This is a genomic window from Nocardiopsis tropica (assembly GCF_042660575.1).
GTDB lineage: Bacteria > Actinomycetota > Actinomycetes > Streptosporangiales > Streptosporangiaceae > Nocardiopsis > Nocardiopsis tropica.
This window is the reverse complement of sequence record NZ_JBHSUF010000008.1, coordinates 1-18,509: the sequence shown is the minus strand read 5'-3', so window position 1 is coordinate 18,509 and position 18,509 is coordinate 1. Positions and strand designations below refer to the sequence as shown.

Below are 18,509 nucleotides of genomic sequence, written 5' to 3'. Positions count from 1 at the left end.
CGAGGAGTGCCATGCCCGAACCGACCAAGCGCGCGACCCTGCGGGACGTCGCGGCCGGGGCGGGCGTCTCGGTCGCCCAGGCCAGCTTCGCCCTCAACGGCACCGGCCGCGTGGCCCCGGCGACCGCGGAGCGGGTCCGCCGCGTCGCCGCGGAACTGGACTACCAGCCCGACGGCCGGGCCCGGGCGCTGCGCACCGGACGGCGCTCCGCCTACGGCGTGGTGATCCGGAACATGCGCAACCCCTTCTTCCTGGACGTGCTGCGCGGCATGGAGACCGTCGCGCACCGCAAGGGGGCGCTCCTGCTGATCATGAGCTCGGACTACGACCAGGAGCGGGAGGGCGCCGCGCTGCGCAGGCTCGCCGCCGAGGCGGTCGCCGGGATCGCCATCGCCCCCATCGGCCGGCGCGGCCGCCTCCTGGAGTGGATGGACCGCCACACCCATATCCCGGTGGTGGCCTTCAACTGCACACCGGAGCCCGATCGCGAGGGGGCCGCGAGCCGCCTGTCCACGGTCGGCCCCGACGACGACGCCGCCGTCTCCCTGGCCGTGGCGCACCTGGCGGAGCGCGGGCACCGCGAGGCCGCGCTGCTGACGGCGCCCGAGGCCCTGGCCGCCGACTGGGGACGCGAGGAGTCCTTCCTGCGCCGCTGCGCGGAGCACGGGATGGCCGGAGACGTGGTGCGCGGCCCGCTGGACCACGAGGCGGTGGCCCGCAGGTCGTCGGAGATGATGGCGCGTCCGGGTCACCGCGCCCTCGTCGTCAACTCCGACCACCTGAGCGCCGCCGTCTACGACGCCGCCCGCTCCCGGGGCCTGCGCGTGGGCCGGGACGTCAGCGTCGTGGGCCACGACGACCTGCCCACCTCCGCCCTGCTGGACCCGGGCCTGACCACGATCGCCGTGGAGCGCGAGGCCCTGGGGGAGCAGATCATGGACCTGCTCGTGGAGGGCCCCGGCACCGCCGTGCGGCTGCCCGTGCGCCTGGTGGAGCGGGGGTCGGTCGCGCTCCTGGCATGAGGCGGCCGGGGGCGGCGGCGCGCGGCGGCGGAGCGAGCGGTGCCCGGAGTCGAGGAGCGGCGCCCGGGGGGACGGCGCGGGCTCCCCGGCGTGGAGCCGGAGCAGCGTGGGCGCGGTGTGGGCCGTCTCCACCGTTCGGCTGATCCCCTGAGACGGGGTGAGACCGCATGCCACGGCGTGCAACTGAGACCGGGCACGCACGAGGGGCCCCGCGCCGAAGCGCGGGACCCCTCGTGATCTGCGGAGGATCGGGGATTTGAACCCCGGAAGGCGTTGCCACCTAACCGCATTAGCAGTGCGGCGCCATAGACCTGACTAGGCGAATCCTCCTGGCTGTGACAAGACTACAGACACCACGGACCGTTGCGCAAAACGAGGGCCCGGATCGCGGCACGGGGGCGCGCCGCACGCGGGTGGAGCGGCGGAACGGAAGGCGCGCCCCCGGTCCGCCGCTCCCGTGCGGGACCACCGCGCGACGGCCGCGGCACCCCGGCACCGTGTTCCGCGGGGCCGCGGGGCTCGCGCCCCGCGGCCCCGACGGGGGTCAGCCCGTGTAGTTCGGGTCCTGCTCGACCGGAGGCGCGGGGGCGGCCTCGGGCGCGACCGGGTCCGGCTCGACGGAGGCCCCCTCGCCCGGGCTCGGCTCCTCGGAGGGGGCCTCCACACCGGGCTCGGGCTCGGCGCACTCCCCCGGCAGGCCGGCCCCGCCCTCCTCGGGGGCGACCACGCCCTCGGCGGGATCGGCCGGGACGGGCACCGCCGGGCAGTCGCTCTGGGAGGGCGGGACGGCCGGCTCGTCGGCGGCGAACGCCGGGGCGGCGCCGAACAGGGCGAACGCCGCGATGCCGGCGGCGAACAGGCTGGTCTTCAGACGCATGGTGGGTCCTTCTGGTCGTTCGGTGTGTGCGGGGTACCGCCCCGCGCGGCGGTCCGGGGCCGGGGGTCAGCCGGAGATCTCGACCGGCGTGCCGATCGGCAGGTTCTCCGCCATCCACGTGACGTCGTCGTTGGAGACCCGGATGCACCCGTGGCTGACCTGGCGTCCCAGGGCTTCCTCGTCGTTGGTGCCGTGCACGGCGAGCTGGCCGGGGCCGCCCGCGAAGGTCTCCAGCGTCTCGGAGAAGCCGCTCAGCCCGAAGGCGTAGACGCCGTAGTCGCCGTCCGGGTCCGGGGGCCGAAGCAGTTCGGTGAAGTAGTAGCGGCCGGGCGGGGTGGGGGTCTCGTTCGCCCCCGTGCCGATCACCCCGGCGCGCACCTCCTCCTCTCCGTCGTGGACGGTGAACTCGAAGGCCTCCGTGTCGATCTCGACGCGGAACTCGGTGGTGGACAGCTCCACCTCGTCGCTCCTGATCCAGCCCGTGGAACCGTTGGGCCGGACCGGGAGGAGCACCTCCAGCCACTCGCCCTCGTTCCGTTCGACGAGGAACGTGCGGTCCACCCCGAAGTCGTTGGGGCTCGTGAGGGTCTGCGACGCCTCCGCGCCCTCCTTCTCGGCGTGGACGTCGACCTCCCCGCCGACGACCGTGGCGATCTCGACCGCCTCGGCGCCGGCGTCCCCGCCCGCTCCGGCGGCCGGTTCCCCGGCCCCGGGTGCGTCCTCGGACGCGGGTGCGGACGAGCAGGCCGTGAGAGCGGCCAGGGCCGCGGCGGCCGCGAGTGACGGCAGGGCCCCGGTGGTTCGTCGGGGCGGCGTGGATCGACGCATGGAATCCGTCCGGCTTCGTTCGGGGAGGCGTCCGGCGGACCGTTTCCCTGCCGGACGAGATCGAAGAATCGCGGACGGATGTGAAGAACCCGTGTGCCCGTCGTGTGTCTCCTGTGTGGTGACCTGGGGCGGCCCGGAACCGCCGGTCCGGGGCCCGCGGGGGACACGTACGATCGAGCCGCGGCCGGCCCCGGGACCGGCCGCCAACCGAGCCGAGCGGAGGTCGCCGTGTGCGCGCATGTGCTGGTCGCGGAGGACGACGTGAACCAGGCCGACCTGATCCGTCGCTACCTGGAGCACGAGGGCCACTTCGTCCGCGTGGTGCACGACGGGCGCGCCGCGGTCGAGGAGCACCACCGCGAGCGGCCCGACCTGGTCGTCCTGGACGTGATGATGCCGGTCATGAGCGGCCTCGAGGCGTGCCGCACGCTCCGCGCGGAGTCGGACGTCGCGGTGCTGATGCTCACCGCGCGCTCCACCGAGGAGGACCTGCTGACCGGCCTGGACCTGGGCGCGGACGACTACGTGACCAAGCCCTACAGCCCGCGTGAGCTGATGGCGCGGGTGCGCACGCTGCTGCGCCGGTCGCGGCGGGACCCCGACGGTCCGGACCGGGTGCTGCGCGCGGGCCCGGTCGCGGTGGACCCGTCACGGCACGCCGTGCGGGTGGACGGCGAGCCGGTGGAGTGCACGCCGGCCGAGTTCCAGCTGCTCGCCGCGCTGGCCGCCCGGCCGGGGCGGGTCCTCACCCGGGCCCAGCTGCTGGAGTACATCCACGGCATGAGCCGGTTCATCACCGAGCGCACGATCGACGTCCACGTGAAGAACCTGAGGAAGAAGCTGGAGCCGAACCCCCGCAAGCCGGTGCGGCTGGTCACGGTCTACGGCGTCGGCTACAAGCTCGTCGGGGCCGGCGATGGTACGTCGCCGGGATAGGGGCGCCCCGCGGGCCCGCGGCCGCCGGGCGCGTCCCCGGGCCGGGGGAGCCCTGCGGCACAGCCTGCTGGCGCGCCTCCTGGCCAGTTCGGTGCTGGTGGCGGTCTGCTCGATCACCGCGACGGCCTGGCTGGCGGTGCAGGGGACGTCGGAGTCGATCAGCGTCCAGCAGGGCGAGACCCTGGCGGTGGACACCCGCATCCACGACACCCTCGTCGCGTACGCGGCCACCCACCCCGCGTGGGACGGGGTGGGGTCGACGGTGGAGGAGCTGGCGGACGAGACGGGGCGGCGGATCGCCCTGACGACCGAGAGCCACGGCCTGCTGGCGGATTCGGCGGGCGGTGACCGGCCGCTCCCCCACCGCACGTCCTCGGTGATCGACCCGCTGGCGGTGGACGTCACGCTGGCGTCCGGCCTCGCGGGGCGCATCGACCCGCGCGCGGTGGGACCGTTCGCCCTGCCCCGGGAGGACCGGTCCCGGCTGCTGGAGGTCGCAGAGTCGGGCGCGGCCTGCCTGAGCGGGGTGTACGGGCTGGCCGCGGAGGTGGAGGCCGGCCCGAGCGGTCGGCCCGCCGTGACCGGGGACCCGGTGGACGACGCCGTGTGGTCCGACTGCGGGCTCGACGCGCTGGACGAGCCGACCGGGAGCGAGCGGGAGGCCCTGGCGGAGTTGAACCGCCTGGTCGCCTCCTGCCTCGACCTCGGGGAGGACGGGCTGCCCGGGGCGGAGTTCCGCATGGACGGCGCCGCCGGGGTCCCGGTGGCCGAGCCCGTGGGGGACGGGGCCCCGCCGGCGGCGGACGAGGCGCGCGCCCCCCGGGAACCGGTGGAGGAGCGGCCCGGGGACTCCGGGACCGACCCGGGCGTGCCCGCAGTTCCGAGCGAGGAGCCCGCCGACGGCGGATCGGTCGAGGCGCCCGTGGAGGAGCCGGCTCCGCCCGGGCTCCCGGAGGCGCCGATCGCCCCGGACCAGGAGGCCCCGGCGCCCTCTCCGGCCCCCGACCCCGTGGCCTCGCCGCCGTCCGAGGAGCCGTCCCCTCCCGCGCCCCCGAGGTTCGACGCGCGCACCTCGGCCTGCCTCGACTCCGGTGTCCGCGAACAGCTCGATCCCTACGTGGCCCCCGCCGCGCTGCTGTTCATCGACGACCCGTCGGAGGAGCCGGAGACCGGCCTGTCCCTGTCCCGCGAGGGCCTCCTGCGCGTCGCCGGGGTGGTGCTGCTGGTACTGGTGCTGACGGTGGTGGTGAGCGTGGCCGTGTCGACCCGCCTCGTCCGCCCGGTCCGCGCGCTGACCGACGCCGTGCGGCGCATGCGCGCCGGGCAGGGGACGGCGCGGGTCGAGGTGAGCGACTCGGGGGAGATCGGGCAGCTCGCGGCCGCGTTCAACGAGATGTCGGAGCACCTGGCGCGGCTGGAGGACCAGCGCAAGGCGATGGTCAGCGACGTCTCCCACGAGCTGCGGACACCGCTGAGCAACCTGCGGGGCTGGCTGGAGGCCGCCCAGGACGGGGTCGCGGACCTGGACCGGGAGCGCATGGGGATGCTGGTCGGCGAGACGCTCCTGCTCCAGGACATCATCGACGACCTCCAGGACCTGGCGCTGGCGGACGCGGGGAAGCTGCGGCTGTCCCCGGAGCCGGTCGACGTGGGCGCCCTGGCGGCGCAGGTGGTGGACGGCCAGCGCCTGCGGGCGGAGACGGCGGGGCTGCGGCTGGTCGTGGAGGTGGAGGACGCGGTGGCCGTGGTCGACCGGACCCGGCTGCGCCAGATGGTCGGGAACCTGGTGGGCAACGCGCTGCGGCACACCCCGGCCCCCGGGACGGTCGCCGTCCGGGTGCGGCGCGCGGACGGGATCGCGGGCCCGGCGGGCGGGCCGCCCCGGGACGGCTCCGGCGGCGACGTCGTCGTGGAGGTGGAGGACACGGGGGTCGGCATCGCACGGGAGGACCTCCCGCACGTGTTCGACCGGTTCTGGCGCGCGGACAAGTCGCGCAACAGGCGCACCGGCGGCAGCGGCCTGGGGCTGGCCATCGTGCGCGGCCTGGTGGAGCTGCACGGCGGGTCGGTCTCGGTGGAGAGCGTGCGGGGCGAGGGCACCGTCTTCACGGTGCGCCTGCCCTCGGCAGGCCCTCCGGACCGGCCGGAGCCGCCGGGGCCGTCGGCGTCCTGAGCCCCCGGCCCGGCGCCTCCGGCCCCCGCGGCGGGAGCCCCGGTCCCCTCCGCCTACTCCAGGCCGCGGCGGCGCAGCAGGGGCTCCATCCGCGGCTCGCGGCCGAGGAAGCCGCGGAAGGCCTCCATCGGGTCGGTGCTCCCGCCGACCGAGAGCACCCGCTCCCGGAAGCGCTCACCGTTCTCCCGGGTGGGGCCGCCGTTGGCGGTGAACCACTCCACGGCCTCCGCGGCGAGGACCTCGCTCCACACGTACGAGTAGTAGCCGGCGCTGTAGTCGTTGGAGAACACGTGCATGAAGTAGGCGGTGCGGTAGCGGGGGCGCACCTGCGCCAGGCCGAGGCCCCAGGCCTCCAGGGCCCGCTCCTCGAAGGCGGCCGGGTCCACGGCCTCTCCGGCGCCGATGCGGTGCCAGGACCAGTCGAGCAGCGCCGCCGCGAGGTACTCGACGGTCGCGAAGCCCTGGTTGAACCGCGTGGCCGCGGCCATCCTCTCGACGAGCTCGGCGGGCACGGGTTCGCCGGTCTCGTGGTGCCTGGCGTAGTTGGCGAGGACCTCCGGCCGGTGCGCCCACATCTCGTTGGCCTGGGAGGGGAACTCGACGAAGTCGCGGGGGACGCCGGTGCCCGAGAAGCGGGGGAAGCGCACCGCCGAGAACAGGCCGTGCAGGGTGTGGCCGAACTCGTGGAAGGCCGTGCGGACCTCGTCGAGGGTGAGCAGCGTCGGCCCGGACGCGGGCTTGGTGATGTTGAGGTTGTTGACCACCACGGGCCGTTCGTCCAGGAGGAACGACTGGTCGACCAGGTTGTGCATCCAGGCCCCGCCGCGCTTGGTGGGGCGGGCGTAGGGGTCGAGCAGGAACAGCCCGAGCCCGGTCCCGTCCTCCTCGAACACCTCCCACACGCGCACGTCGGGGTGGTAGCCGCGCAGGTCCGTGCGCTCGGCGAAGGTGACGCCGTAGAGGAGGGTGGCGGCGTGGAGGACCCCGTCCCGGTAGACCCGGTCCAGCTCGAAGTAGGGCCGCAGGGCGCCCTTGTCGAAGTCGTGGCGCGCCAGTCGGACCTTCTCGGCGTAGAAGGGCCGGTCCCACGGTTCGACGGGGTGTCCGGCGTGCTCGGCGAGCGCCTCGGCCTCCTTCTCGGCGTTGCGGACGGCGGGTCCGACCAGCTGACCGAGCCGTTCCTCGACCGCCCCGACGGTCCTCGCCGTCTGGTCGGAGACCTTGAGGGAGGCGTGGTCGGGGTGGCCGAGGAGGTCGGCCCGCTCGGCCCGCAGCGCGGCGATCCGCGCGGCGAGACCGAGGTTCTCCGGGGCGCGCTCCGTGCTGAGGGTGTACAGCCGCTCGCGGGTGGCGCGGTCGGTGAGCTGGGCGAGCGCGGGCTGCACGGTGAAGTTGAGCAGGGGGAGCACGTACTCCCCGTCCTTCTCGACCGCCCTGATCTGGGCCTCGTCCAGCCCGTCGAGCAGTGCGGGGTCGTGTACGACGAGCGCGGACTCCGAGGAGGCGCGGAGCACGTTCTGCGCGAACTCCGTGGCGAGGCCGGCGAGCTCCTCGTTGAGCTGCCGCAGCCCGGCCTGCTGCTCCTCCGCGAGGTCGGCCCCCGCGGCGGTGAAGTCGGTCCTGTACCGCTCCAGGAGGCGGGTCTCCTCCGGCCCCGAGGCGGTGACCTGCTCGATCCGCCGCCACAGGGCGCGGTGGAGGGAGATCGCGTCCCGGTGGTTGGCGGCCCTCGGGGCGATCTCCTTCTCGATCTCCCTGATGCCGTCGGTCGCGTCCGAGCCGGCCAGGGTGCGGAACACGGCCTCGACGCGGCGGAGGGTCCTGCCGGACCGCTCCAGGGCCGCGAGCGTGTTGTCGAAGGTCGGGGGCTCGGGATCGTTCGCGATCGCGTCGACCTCGGCCAGGTGTTCGGCCATGCCCCGCTCGAACGCCGGGAGGAAGTGCTCCTCGCGGATGCTCGCGAAGTCGGGCAGCTGGTAGGGCAGACCACTGGGAGCGAAGAACGGGTTGTCGGTCAAGGCTCGGGCTCCTCGTGATTCGTGCGCGTCGGCCTGGCGGTCCGTGTGCCTGGAATGGACACGTGTGCCGGGAATGCCGGTGCCGTTCTATCGCGGCCTGCCCGCGCTGTCACACCGGTTCCGCCCGGGGCGCGCACGCTCCCGCCTGGAACCGCTGTCCCGTCGGGGTTTCCGGGAACCGGGGTCCCCGCCCGGACGTCCGAGGCAGGGAGGGACGGCTCCCGTTCCCCCTCCCGAGCCCCGGGCACGCGCGGCTCCGGACCGGCCGCACTCCCCCGCAGACGCCCCCGGAGGCCCCTGTGCACCGTCCCCCGCACCCCCCGCCGTCCGCGCAGCCGGGCCGGGTCCCGCCCCGGACCGCCGGGAGCTACGCCCGGGCGTACCGGCGGCGGCGCGTCATCGGGTCCGTCCTGTTGGGTGCGGCCCTCGCCGTCATGGTGGGGAACGGCGCGACGATGATCGTCGCCGCCGAGGCGGAGGGTCCCTTCGGCCTGTTCAGAGGCATGGCCTGGGCCCGGACCGTCCATGCCTGGGCCGACACGGTCGGCGTCCTCGCCCTGGTGGCCGTCCCGCCGCTCATGGGCTCGGCCCTGGTGTACACCATGGTGAACCACTGGCCGCCACCGGATCGGATCCCCCCGTGGACGACGCCGGGGGACCTGCGCGCCGCACAGGCCCTCGTCCGGCACGGGCTGATCGGCTCCGACGCCCGCACCGACCAGGTCGCACGGGCGGTGTCGGACGCTCTTCTCGCACAAGCCGCCTTCCTGCCTCCGCCGTTCCGGTCCGCCGTCGTCACCGTGTCGGTCGTGTGCGGCGCGCTCGTGGTCTCGGTCGGTCTCTACGGGACCGTCCGGTCCCTCCTGGAGGAGGACCTGAACGGCCTCGCGACCGGTGTGCACACCGTCCTCATGTTCATCGGCTTCCTGTGCCTGGTCCCCCTCGCGAGTGCCAGGCAGGCGAGGGCGCGCCGGTACCTCGCCCTGTACGACGCGGCCCACCGGCGGGCGGGCCGGTACGGCTGACCGGGCGCCCCGGCGGCCGGACCCGTGTCCGGCCGCCGGGCCTCCCCGCCGTGGCGCGGCCCCGGCTACCCGGCCATGTCGCGGTACCGCCGGACGCAGAGCGGGAAGAAGACCGCGACGATGGCCAGCGGCCACACCACCGCCATGAGCAGCGCGTTCTGCGCGATCCAGGTCTCACCGCCCCAGCCCGGGTTGCCGAACAGTTCGCGGGTGGCGGTGACGGTGGAGGACAGCGGGTTCCAGTCCGCGACCGTCCCCAGCCACAGGGGCATGGTCGCGGTGGCCGCGAACGCGTTGGACAGGAACCCCAGCGGGAACTCCAGGGTGTGCACGGCCGTGACCGCCCCCTCCCCCCGGACGGCCAGGCCCACGTAGATGCCGAGCCACACCAGGGAGAAGCGCAGCAGCAGGAGCAGGCCGACCGCCGCCGCGGCCTCGCCCCCGGTGCCGTTCCACTGCCACCCCGCCAGCAGGCCGCAGCCGAGGAGGATCGCCAGCGTGATCGCGGACCTGAGCATGTCGGCCGCGCAGCGCCCCACCACGACGGCGGACGGCGCCATGGGCATGGAGCGGAAGCGGTCGGTGACGCCGCGCGCCATGTCGTGGGAGACGGCGGTGACCGTCTCGCCCACGCCGAAGACCATGGTCATGGCGAACATGCCGGGCATCAGGAACTCGCGGTAGTCCCCGCCGCCGGGCACGGTCATCGCCCCGCCGAACAGGAACCCGAACATCAGCAGCATCATGACGGGGAAGAGCAGCCCCGCGACGAGCTGTCCGGGACGGCGCAGCCAGTGGAGGACGTCGCGCCGGGTGATGGTCCACCCGTCCGCGACCGCCCAGCGGACGCGGGCGGCGAATCCGCCGGCCTCCCCGTGGGCGGGGCCTGCGGCGGACGGAGCGGACGGAGTGGCGGTCGCGTTCATCGTGTGGTCTCCTCCTCGGCCTCCGTGAGGTGCAGGAACACCTCGTCCAGGGTGGGGCGGCGCAGGACGACGTCCTCCACGCCGATCCGCTGTTCCTCCAGGGCCCGCACCACCTCGGTGAGCGCCGCGACCCGGTCCTCCACGCCGACGCCGACCCGGCGGTTCTCCACGTCGGTGTCCGGCTCCGCGCCGACGACCCGCCGCACGATGCCGGCCGCCCCGGCGAGCGCCGCCGGGTCGCGGACCACCAGGTCGAGGCGGTCGCCGCCGAGCCGGGACTTGAGCTCCCCGGGGGTGCCCTCGGCGACGACCCGGCCGGAGGAGACCACGGAGATCCGGTCGGCGAGCCGGTCCGCCTCCTCCAGGTACTGGGTCGTGAGCAGGACGGTCGTGCCGCCCGCGACCAGCTCGCGGACCGCGCCCCACACCTCGTCGCGGCTGCGCGGGTCGAGTCCGGTGGTGGGCTCGTCCAGGAACAGCACGGGCGGTGCCAGGATCATGCTCGCGGCCAGGTCGAGGCGGCGCCTCATGCCGCCGGAGTAGGCGCCGACCGGCTTCCTCCCCGTGTCGGCCAGGCGGAACCGCTCCAGCAGCTCGACCGCGCGCGCGGCGGCCCTCCGGGAGCCCAGGTGGTGGAGGCGGCCGAACATCTCCAGGTTCTGGCGCCCGCTCAACACCTCGTCGACGGCCGCGTTCTGTCCCACCAGTCCGATGCTCCGGCGCACCCGGTCCCCGTGGGCGGCCACGTCGTGTCCGGCGACGCTCGCCGTGCCCTCGTCGGCGCGCAGCAGCGTGGTGAGCACGCGCACGGCGGTGGTCTTGCCCGCCCCGTTGGGGCCGAGCAGCCCGCACACGCTGCCGACGGGCACATGGAGGTCGAACCCCCTCAGCGCCCAGCTCCGTCCGTAGCGCTTCCCCAGGCCCCGCGCGGTGACCGCGCCCCCGGTCGTCTCCACGGTGATCTCCTCTTCGACAGCCGATCCCCTTTGCCGTACGGCGTACTGTACGGTCTACGGTCCAGAGAACACAAGGGCGCCGGAGATCATTCCTGACGGGATGAAGCGCGCGGCGGGCGGCCTCGGCCGCCCCTCCCGGCCGGCCGGTTCTCCGGGCCCCGCGCCCCCGGGGACGGGCGGGGGCCGGCCGCCGGAGGTGTCCGGCCCCCACCGCCGCGGCGTGGTCGGCGGCGGGCGGAGCGCGCCGGAGTGCCCTATCCCCCGGTTCCGGGCGGGGCCACCGCATGGCGGGCCTGGTGTGCCAGCCGGGCGTCCGCGCCGTCGGCCAGTTCCCGGAGCACGTCGTCCAGGGACGCGAAGACCTCCCAGGCGGGCAGCTCCGCCGCCTCCGCCAACCGTCGGGTGACGAGGAGCTCCAGCCCCTCGACGCGAGCGCCCTTCCAGATCTTGTCGGAGAGGCTGACCAGCAGGTCCTCCAGCGTCCGGCCCTCGGCGGACCAGTCCCCGTGGGTGGCGCAGAACCCGGCCAGACGCGCGGGCACGCCGCGGGACAGCAGCAGCCGCTCCCCCGCCGCCTCGTGCAGGCGCCCCGGTCCGGTCAGCTCCCCGGGATGCCCGGTCTTGCCGATGTCGTGCACGGCGGCGCCGAAGCGGACGGCCCCGGCGTCCACCGGCAGGCCGGGGTGGCGGTCGGCCAGCCACGCGAGCAGCGCGACCGCCGCTCCGTGGACGAGGTCACCGTGCGCCACCAGGCGGGGCGGCGCCCCGACGTCGGCCAGGAGCCGGGCGGCCTCGTCCGGTACGGCGATGACGTCCATGGGGTTCGGACTCCGTTTCCCGCGCGCTCCCGCGCGCACCGGGGGACGGCCGCGGGAAGGCCGTGGCCGCGCTCCACGATAGACCCGCCGGTCCGGTTCCCTCCGGGGCCGCCCGCGGACGCCGGACGCCCCGGCGCGCCTCCCCGCGGGCGGAGCTCCCGCGCGCCCGGGGCGGGAAGGACCCCGCCCCGGACGGTCGGCGGTCTCCGCGACAATGCGGTGACCGCAGTCGACACCGAGGAGCACCCATGCCCGACCAGGACCAGCGCTGCGCCTGGGCCCGGAACGCGTCGGACCTGATGAAGGCCTACCACGACGAGGAGTGGGGCAGGCCGTCCCGGGACGACGCGTACCTGTTCGAGCTGCTCGTGCTGGAGGGCGCCCAGGCCGGGCTCTCCTGGTCCACGGTGCTCGGCAAGCGCGAGAACTACCGCCGCGCGCTGCACGGCTTCGACCGCTCCCGGATCGCGGGGTACGGCCAGGAGGACACCGACCGGCTCCTCGCGGACCCCGGCATCGTCCGCAACCGGCTCAAGGTGGCCTCGGTGGTGCGCAACGCCCGCTCCTTCGAGCGGGTGCGCGAGGAGCACGGCAGCTTCGCCGCCTACCTGTGGGGCTGGGTGGACGGCGAGCCCGTGGTCAACCGCTTCACCGAGCCGTCACAGGTCCCGGTGAGCACCCCGCTGTCCGACCGGGTCAGCAAGGACCTCAAGGCGCGCGGCTTCAACTTCGTCGGCACCACGATCGTGTACTCCTACCTCCAGGCCGTCGGGGTGGTCGACGACCACCTGGCCGGGTGCCCCGCCGCCTCCGCCTGAGCCGCCGCGCGCCCCAGTGGTCCGCCGCTCTCCCGCACCCTGTTCCGTACGGTGTACTGTACGCCATACGAAACAGGCGGGCACGCCCCCGCCGCCCCCACTGGAGGAGAGAGAGCCATGACGTTCCTCGTCGCGGGCGCCACCGGAACCGTCGGCCGCCACGTCGTCGACCAGCTGCTCGGCGCCGGGCTCCCGGTCCGCGCGCTCACCCGCGATCCCGGTCGCGCCCGTCTCCCGGAGGGAGCGCGGGCGGTGCGCGGCGACCTCACCGACCCCGACAGCCTCGTCCCCCACCTGGAGGGGGTGGTCGGCCTGCACCTGATCACGTTCGGCGGGGACGACTACGCGCCCCTCGACACGGCGCCGCGGATCGTCGAGCTCGCCGAACGGGCGGGGGTCCGCCGGGTGACGGTCCTGTGCGACTTCCACCCGGGTCCCGTCGAGGAGGCCCTGGCCGCGAGCCCCCTGTCCTGGACGCTCCTGCACCCGGTCGAGTTCATGGCCAACACCCTCGACTGGGCCGGGTCCGTCGCGGAGGAGGGCGTGGTCAGGGAGGTCCGCACCCACCCCAGCGCCCTGGTGCACGAGGCGGACATCGCCTCCGTGGCGGTCACCGCCCTCACCGAGGACGGACACGGCGGCCGCGCCTACCCCCTCACCGGCCCCGAGGCGCTGACCCCCGGGGAGCGGGTGGCGGTGCTCTCCCGGGCGGTCGGCCGGGAGATCGCGCTGGTCCGGACCAGCCCCGAGGAGGAGGCCGGGCGGCTGCGCGCCCTGGGCCACGACGAGGAGTACATCGGCTTCGCCGCCCGGCTGGCCGCGGACCCCCCGGAGGTGGGAACCCGGCCCCTGCCCACCGTCGAGGAGGTCACCGGGCGGCCCGCCCGCGGGTTCGCGGCGTGGGCCGAGGAGCACAGGGACGCCTTCCTCGGCCGGGGCTGACCGCCCTCGCGGGGACCGCGCACCGGGAGCCCGCCCCCCCGTGCCGCGGGCCCGGGAGCTGCCCGGAACCGGCGGCCACCCGGCGTGACCGCCCTGCCGTACACTGACCGGGCACCGGACCGGAAGAGCAGGGCGGTCAATGTCCACTCAGCACACCACGAGCGGCGACCCCGCGCGCAGCCTGGCCTTGCTGTGGCGTACCCAGGAGCCCACCAGCAGGCGCAACAAGCCCGACCTGAGCGTGGACCGGATCGTGTCCGTGGCCTCCGGGCTCGCCGACGCCGACGGGCTCGCCGCGCTGTCCATGCGCAAGGTCGCCGAGCGCCTCGGCGTCGGCACGATGTCCCTGTACACCTACGTCCCGGGCCGGGGCGAGCTGATCGACCTGATGCTCGACGCCGCCTACGCGGGCCTGCACGCGGACGGCGGACGGCCCGACGGCTGGCGGGACCGGCTGGGCGCCATCGCGCACGCGAACTGGCGCCTGTTCCTGCGCCACCCGTGGATGCTCCAGGCCTCCCGGGGGCGCCTGCTGGGCCCCAACCTCGTCGCCAAGTACGAGTACGAGCTCTCCGCGGTCGACGGCCTCGGCCTGACCGACGGGGAGATGGACTCCACGGTCAGCCTGGTCAACAGCTATGCGGAGGGCGCCGCCGCCCAGGCCGTCGCGGTCGGCGAGACCGAGCGGGCGTCGGGCATGACCGACGGCCAGTGGTGGCGCGCCCACGGCCCGGTCCTCGCCTCCCTGATCAGGGACAGCGACTATCCGACGGCCTCCCGCGTCGGAAGCTCCGTCGGGCGGGAGCACCGGACCGTCTACCCGGCCGAGCACGACTTCGCGTTCGGGCTGGAACGCGTCCTGGACGGGATCCAGGTCCTGGTGGACTCCCGGTCCTCCTCCGCGGACGGCGTGTAGTTCCGCCGGCGCCGACCGCGACCCGCCGGGAGGGAAGGCGCCCGGTTTCCGGTGCCCGACGCCCCCCGGGTCGATACGGTGAGGGCCGGACCCACACGGAGCGAACCAGGGAGCGGTATGGGGGACATCGGCCTGTCGTTGATCGGGGACCTGTACCGCAAGTACCGCGACCCGCTGGCGAAGGTGCGCGACGCGCAGCGCGCGTTCCACCGCGCCACGCGGGACCGCATGACCCCGCAGCTCGACGACCTGGAAGCGGAGATCACCTACCTGCTCCTGCGCGAGACCCGTCCGGACACGGTGATGGAGCTGGGCACGTTCCACGGCTGGTCCACGACCTGGATCCTGTCGGCGCTGCGCGACAACGGGACGGGGACGCTGCACTCCTTCGACATCGTGGACAACGTGGTGGCGAACGTGCCCTCCGAGCTGTCGCTGGGCCGCTGGGAGTTCCACAAGGGCGACATCCGGGAGAACATGTCCCGGGTTCCGGAGGGGATCGGCTACCTGTTCGTGGACGCGGCCCACAACGGCCGGTTCGCGCGGTGGTACCTGTCGGAGCTGTTCCCCCGGGTCGCGCCCGGGACCCCGGTCAGCGTCCACGACGTCTTCCACGGCAGGCGGGCCCTGCCGCTGACCGAGGGGGCGGTCGTGCTGGCGTGGCTGCGGAGGACGGGCACGGACTTCTTCACGCCGTCCCGCAGGAGGGCGCCCGCCCCGTACACGGCGCTCCTGGAGCTCAAGGAGGAGCTGGGCCTGGGGGAGCCGGTGCGCACCAGCAGGGACAACCCGATGATCTACTTCCGGATGCCCGAGCACCTGCCGTCCGCGTGAGCCGCGCCCCGGCGCGTTCCGGGCGCGGGACGCGCCGGGGCCGCCGGGCTTCCGCCGACCGCGCGGCGCGCCCTTCGCGCAGGGGCGTCCCGTCGGGGTCTGCGCCCGGCCGCCCCCTCGGCGACAGCGGGCGGGGCCCGGTCAGGGGGCGACGGCGCCCCGCTCCTTGACGAACTCGGTGATGGAGGAGACCACGTAGTCGATCATCTCGTCCGTGAGGCCCGGGTAGACCCCGGTCCAGAACGTCTGGTCGGTGGCGATGTCGCTGTTGTCCAGGTTCTCCGCCACCCGGTGCGGGCGGTCGAGGTAGGCGGGGTGGCGGGTGAGGTTTCCCGCGAAGAGCAGCCGGGTGCCGATCCTGCGGGACTCCAGGAACCGGACCAGCTCCGCCCTGCCGAACGGCGCCTCCGGATCGACGGTGACGACGAACCCGAACCAGCTCGGATCGCTGCCCGGCGTGGCCTCCGGGAGGATCAGGCCGGGCACCCCGTCCAGGCCCTCCCGCATCCGGCGCCAGTTGCGCCGCCGGGCCTCCCCGAAGGAGTCCAGCTTCTCCAGCTGGGTGAGGCCGAGCGCGGCCTGGAGGTCGGTTCCCTTCAGGTTGTAGCCCACGTGCGAGAACGTGTACTTGTGGTCGTACCCCTGCGGCAGGGTGCCCAGCTGGTAACTGAAGCGCTTCCGGCAGGTGTCGCTCTCCCCCGGCTCGCACCAGCAGTCGCGGCCCCAGTCGCGCATGGACTCCACGACGCGCGCCAGCAGGAGGTTGGACGTGAGCACGCACCCGCCCTCGCCCATGGTGATGTGGTGGGCCGGGTAGAAGCTGACCGTGGAGAGGTCGCCGAAGGACCCCGTCACCTGCCCGTCGTAGTACGAGCCCACCGCGTCGCAGTTGTCCTCGACGAGGAACAGGCCCCGGTCCTCCGCGATCTGCGCGATCTCCCGGGCCTGGAAGGGGTTGCCCAGGGCGTGGGCGATCATGATCGCCCGGGTGCGGGGGCCGATCGCCCTCTCCACGCGCTCCGCCGTCGTGTTGTACGTGCGCAGGTCGATGTCCACGAACACGGGCACGAGCCCGTTCTGGAGGATGGGGTTGACGGTCGTGGGGAACCCCGCCGCCACCGTGACGACCTCGTCGCCGGGGCGCAGGCGCTCGTCCTCCAGCAGGTGGGAGGTCAGGGACGACAGCGCCAGCAGGTTGGCGGAGGACCCCGAGTTCGTCAGGTGGGCCTTGCGGCGCCCGAGCCTCCGGGCGAACACCGACTCGAATCGGCGCGCGCTCCGGCCCGCCGCGATGCGCATGTCGAGGGCGGCCTCGGCGAGCGCCACCCGGTCGTCCTCGTCCAGGACGGCGCCGGACGGCCAGATCTCCGTCACGCCCGGCACGAACTCGCGCTCGGTCCGCCTGGACCGGTGGTAGGCGCGGACCGCGTCGAGCACGGCCGCGGCCTCGTCACTCGTCTCCATGCGTGGTTCTCCCCTCCTGGGCGGGCGGTGCGGGAGGGCGCAAGCGCCGCCGACCGCCCCCGTGGACACCGGATCTCGGCCGTCCGGGGTCTGTGCGCCCCGGCACGGCGCCGGACACACTAGGGCATGTTCCGCGAAAGCCCCCGCCGCGCGGGGGCCGGTGCCCGCGCGCTCCGGCGGAACGGGGACCGCCCGGCCCCCGGCGGGCCGGGCCCGGGTACGGCGGTGTCCCCCTCCGTCGCGCTCTGGCAGTATGTGCGGCGGCGCGACCGGAGTGGGCCGCGGCAGCCGGCGCTCGGGAGCCGGCCGACACGAGGGAGGTCGTGTGTCCTCGACGCTCGGAAGCACGGGAGCACCGGTGCGGCTCGGGGTGCTCGGCTGCGCCGACATCGCGTGGCGGCGCGTCCTGCCGTCCGTCGCGGCGACGCCCTCGGTGCGGCTCGTCGCGGTCGCCAGCCGGGACGCCGCCAAGGCGCGCCGGTTCGCGGACCGCTTCGGCGGCGAGGCGGTCACGGGTTACGCGGATCTCCTCGCGCGGGACGACCTCGACGCCGTGTACGTGCCGCTGCCCGTCGGCCTGAGGCACGAGTGGGTCGGGCGCGCCCTGGCGGCGGGTCTGCACGTCCTCTCCGAGAAACCCCTCACGGTCGGCCCCGACACGTCGGCCGAACTGCTGGCCGAGGCCGGGCGGCGCGGCCTGACCGTCATGGAGAACTTCGCCTTCCGGTACCACCGGCAGCACCACGAGCTGAGGCGGCTGGTCTCGGAGGGCGCGATCGGGCGCCCGCGCGCGCTCATGTGCGAGTTCGGGGTGCCCGAGCGCGCTCCCGGGGACATCCGGCACGACCCCTCGCTGGGCGGTGGGGCGCTCCTGGACGTGGGCGTGTACCCGCTGGCGCTGGCGCAGTTCCTGTGGGGCGACGGGCTCCGGGTGGGCGGCGCGGTCCTGGAGCGCGGCGCCGACACGGGGGTGGACGTGCGCGGCTCGGTGCTGCTGCGCGCCCCGGACGGCGGGACGGCGCAGGTGGGGTTCGGGTTCGGGCTGCACTACCGCAACGAGTACACGGTCTGGGGGGAGGCGGGCGCCGTCCGGCTGGACCGCGCCTTCACCCCGCCGGAGACACTGCGGCCGACCCTGGAGCTGCGGACCGGGGCGGGCACCGAGGACCTGGTGTCGGAGCCGGACCACCAGTTCCGCAACCTCCTGGACGCCTTCGCCGACGGTGTCCGCGGGGTGGCGCCGGTGGACGCGGCGCCGGTCCTGGAGCTGGCCGATCTCGTCGACCGCGTCCGCCGGAGCGCGGCGGAGGCCGTCACCGGCTGACCGGCCCGGGGTTCAGCCGCGGGTGAGTCCCACGAGCGCGTCCGCGAGTTCGGCCGGGGACGGCAGGGCCGCCATCGCCTCGCGCACGCCCGCGGCCCCCCGGGCGAAGGACGGGTCGTCCAGGAGCCGGGAGGCCGACCGGCTGATCGTCTCCGCGGTCATCGCCCGGTGGGGGACGGTGATGGCCGCTCCCCCGTCGGCGAGCATGTCGGCGAGCATCGGGTCGTCGAACCAGCTGGGGACGATCACCTGCGGAACGCCGTGTGCCAGCCCGGTCAGGACCGTCCCCCATCCTCCGTGGTCGACCATGGCGTCACAGGTGGGGGCGAGTGCGTGCAGGGGCACGTACTCGGTCAGGCGGGTGTTGGCGGGGACGGGGCCGAGGGCGTCCTGTTCGCGGGCGGGGAGGGTCGCCACGACCTCCGCGTCCAGATCGGCCAACCCCTCCAGCAGCGCGCGGAACAGGGCCCTGCCCCCGCTGTCCTGGCCCATGAGGGTCGTGCCGAGGGTGAGGGCGATGCGGGGGCGCTCGGGCGGGGTGCGCAGCCAGTGGGGGACGACGGCCCTGCCGTTGTAGGGGACGTAGCGCATGGGCAGGTAGGTGAGGTCGTGGGGGGTGGGGACCCTGAGGG

At 74.9% G+C, this 18,509-nt stretch carries 17 protein-coding genes and 1 tRNA gene; 9 read left to right on the top strand and 9 right to left on the bottom strand.

The genetic code is table 11. The features are described from left to right. Positions 1-11: 11 nt before the first annotated feature. Entirely contained in the window at positions 12-1,022 is a 1,011-nt protein-coding gene (locus ACFQBR_RS14240) for a LacI family DNA-binding transcriptional regulator (RefSeq protein WP_267947184.1), read from the top strand. 241 nt (positions 1,023-1,263) lie between these two features. On the opposite strand, the gene ACFQBR_RS14235 is transcribed toward ACFQBR_RS14240, so the two are convergent. The 3 genes from ACFQBR_RS14235 to ACFQBR_RS14225 form a co-directional block, all read right to left on the bottom strand. Beyond that, positions 1,264-1,352 (bottom strand) — tRNA-Ser (locus tag ACFQBR_RS14235). Positions 1,353-1,566: 214 nt separating this feature from the next. Beyond that, on the bottom strand, positions 1,567-1,899 hold the full coding sequence (locus tag ACFQBR_RS14230) for a hypothetical protein (protein WP_344181015.1): 333 nt from the start codon (positions 1,897-1,899) through the stop codon (positions 1,567-1,569). A 66-nt stretch (positions 1,900-1,965) separates the two neighbouring features. After that, positions 1,966-2,727, bottom strand: coding sequence for a L,D-transpeptidase (locus tag ACFQBR_RS14225; RefSeq protein WP_344181013.1), 762 nt, complete (start codon positions 2,725-2,727; stop codon positions 1,966-1,968). A 228-nt stretch (positions 2,728-2,955) separates the two neighbouring features. Here ACFQBR_RS14225 and ACFQBR_RS14220 point away from each other — a divergent pair, with 228 nt between their 5' ends. Beyond that, on the top strand, positions 2,956-3,663 hold the full coding sequence (locus tag ACFQBR_RS14220; protein ID WP_267947187.1) for a response regulator transcription factor: 708 nt from the start codon (positions 2,956-2,958) through the stop codon (positions 3,661-3,663). After that, positions 3,644-5,836, top strand: coding sequence for an ATP-binding protein (locus ACFQBR_RS14215; RefSeq protein WP_344181011.1), 2,193 nt, complete (start codon positions 3,644-3,646; stop codon positions 5,834-5,836). The genes ACFQBR_RS14220 and ACFQBR_RS14215 overlap by 20 nt, the downstream gene beginning before the upstream one ends. Positions 5,837-5,889: 53 nt before the next feature. On the opposite strand, the gene ACFQBR_RS14210 is transcribed toward ACFQBR_RS14215, so the two are convergent. Next, a complete protein-coding gene (locus tag ACFQBR_RS14210; RefSeq protein WP_344181009.1) occupies positions 5,890-7,854 on the bottom strand; it encodes a M3 family metallopeptidase in 1,965 nt (654 codons plus the stop codon). A 299-nt stretch (positions 7,855-8,153) separates the two neighbouring features. Between ACFQBR_RS14210 and ACFQBR_RS14205 the strand changes: the two genes are divergently transcribed. Then, on the top strand, positions 8,154-8,879 hold the full coding sequence (locus ACFQBR_RS14205) for a hypothetical protein (RefSeq protein WP_344181007.1): 726 nt from the start codon (positions 8,154-8,156) through the stop codon (positions 8,877-8,879). A gap of 65 nt (positions 8,880-8,944) precedes the next feature. Here the strand turns inward: ACFQBR_RS14205 and ACFQBR_RS14200 are convergent, their stop codons facing one another. The 3 genes from ACFQBR_RS14200 to ACFQBR_RS14190 form a co-directional block, all read right to left on the bottom strand. Further along, positions 8,945-9,805 carry an ABC transporter permease gene (locus ACFQBR_RS14200; protein ID WP_344181005.1) on the bottom strand — a complete coding sequence of 287 codons (861 nt, stop codon included), beginning with the start codon at positions 9,803-9,805 and terminating at the stop codon, positions 8,945-8,947. Then, a complete protein-coding gene (locus tag ACFQBR_RS14195; protein ID WP_344181003.1) occupies positions 9,802-10,761 on the bottom strand; it encodes an ATP-binding cassette domain-containing protein in 960 nt (319 codons plus the stop codon). The genes ACFQBR_RS14200 and ACFQBR_RS14195 overlap by 4 nt, the downstream gene beginning before the upstream one ends. A gap of 254 nt (positions 10,762-11,015) precedes the next feature. Beyond that, entirely contained in the window at positions 11,016-11,579 is a 564-nt protein-coding gene (locus ACFQBR_RS14190; protein WP_267947193.1) for an HD domain-containing protein, read from the bottom strand. A 248-nt stretch (positions 11,580-11,827) separates the two neighbouring features. On the opposite strand from ACFQBR_RS14190, the gene ACFQBR_RS14185 reads away from it, so the two are divergent. From ACFQBR_RS14185 to ACFQBR_RS14170, 4 genes are all read left to right on the top strand, one after another. Then, a complete protein-coding gene (locus tag ACFQBR_RS14185; RefSeq protein ID WP_344181001.1) occupies positions 11,828-12,397 on the top strand; it encodes a DNA-3-methyladenine glycosylase I in 570 nt (189 codons plus the stop codon). Between the two features lie 117 nt (positions 12,398-12,514). Beyond that, entirely contained in the window at positions 12,515-13,339 is an 825-nt protein-coding gene (locus ACFQBR_RS14180) for an SDR family oxidoreductase (RefSeq protein ID WP_344180999.1), read from the top strand. Between the two features lie 139 nt (positions 13,340-13,478). Next, on the top strand, positions 13,479-14,255 hold the full coding sequence (locus tag ACFQBR_RS14175; protein WP_267947196.1) for a TetR/AcrR family transcriptional regulator: 777 nt from the start codon (positions 13,479-13,481) through the stop codon (positions 14,253-14,255). Between the two features lie 117 nt (positions 14,256-14,372). Next, a complete protein-coding gene (locus ACFQBR_RS14170) occupies positions 14,373-15,089 on the top strand; it encodes a class I SAM-dependent methyltransferase (protein WP_267947197.1) in 717 nt (238 codons plus the stop codon). Positions 15,090-15,230: 141 nt separating this feature from the next. On the opposite strand, the gene rfbH is transcribed toward ACFQBR_RS14170, so the two are convergent. Further along, positions 15,231-16,553 carry a lipopolysaccharide biosynthesis protein RfbH gene (gene rfbH, locus ACFQBR_RS14165; protein WP_267947198.1) on the bottom strand — a complete coding sequence of 441 codons (1,323 nt, stop codon included), beginning with the start codon at positions 16,551-16,553 and terminating at the stop codon, positions 15,231-15,233. A gap of 325 nt (positions 16,554-16,878) precedes the next feature. Between rfbH and ACFQBR_RS14160 the strand changes: the two genes are divergently transcribed. Further along, positions 16,879-17,877: a Gfo/Idh/MocA family protein gene (locus tag ACFQBR_RS14160; RefSeq protein WP_267947199.1), complete on the top strand. Its 999-nt coding sequence runs from the start codon at positions 16,879-16,881 to the stop codon at positions 17,875-17,877. Between the two features lie 12 nt (positions 17,878-17,889). Here ACFQBR_RS14160 and ACFQBR_RS14155 read toward each other — a convergent pair. Next, a partial coding sequence (locus ACFQBR_RS14155) for a nucleotide disphospho-sugar-binding domain-containing protein (RefSeq protein WP_378553554.1) occupies positions 17,890-18,509 on the bottom strand: 620 nt, incomplete at its 5' end.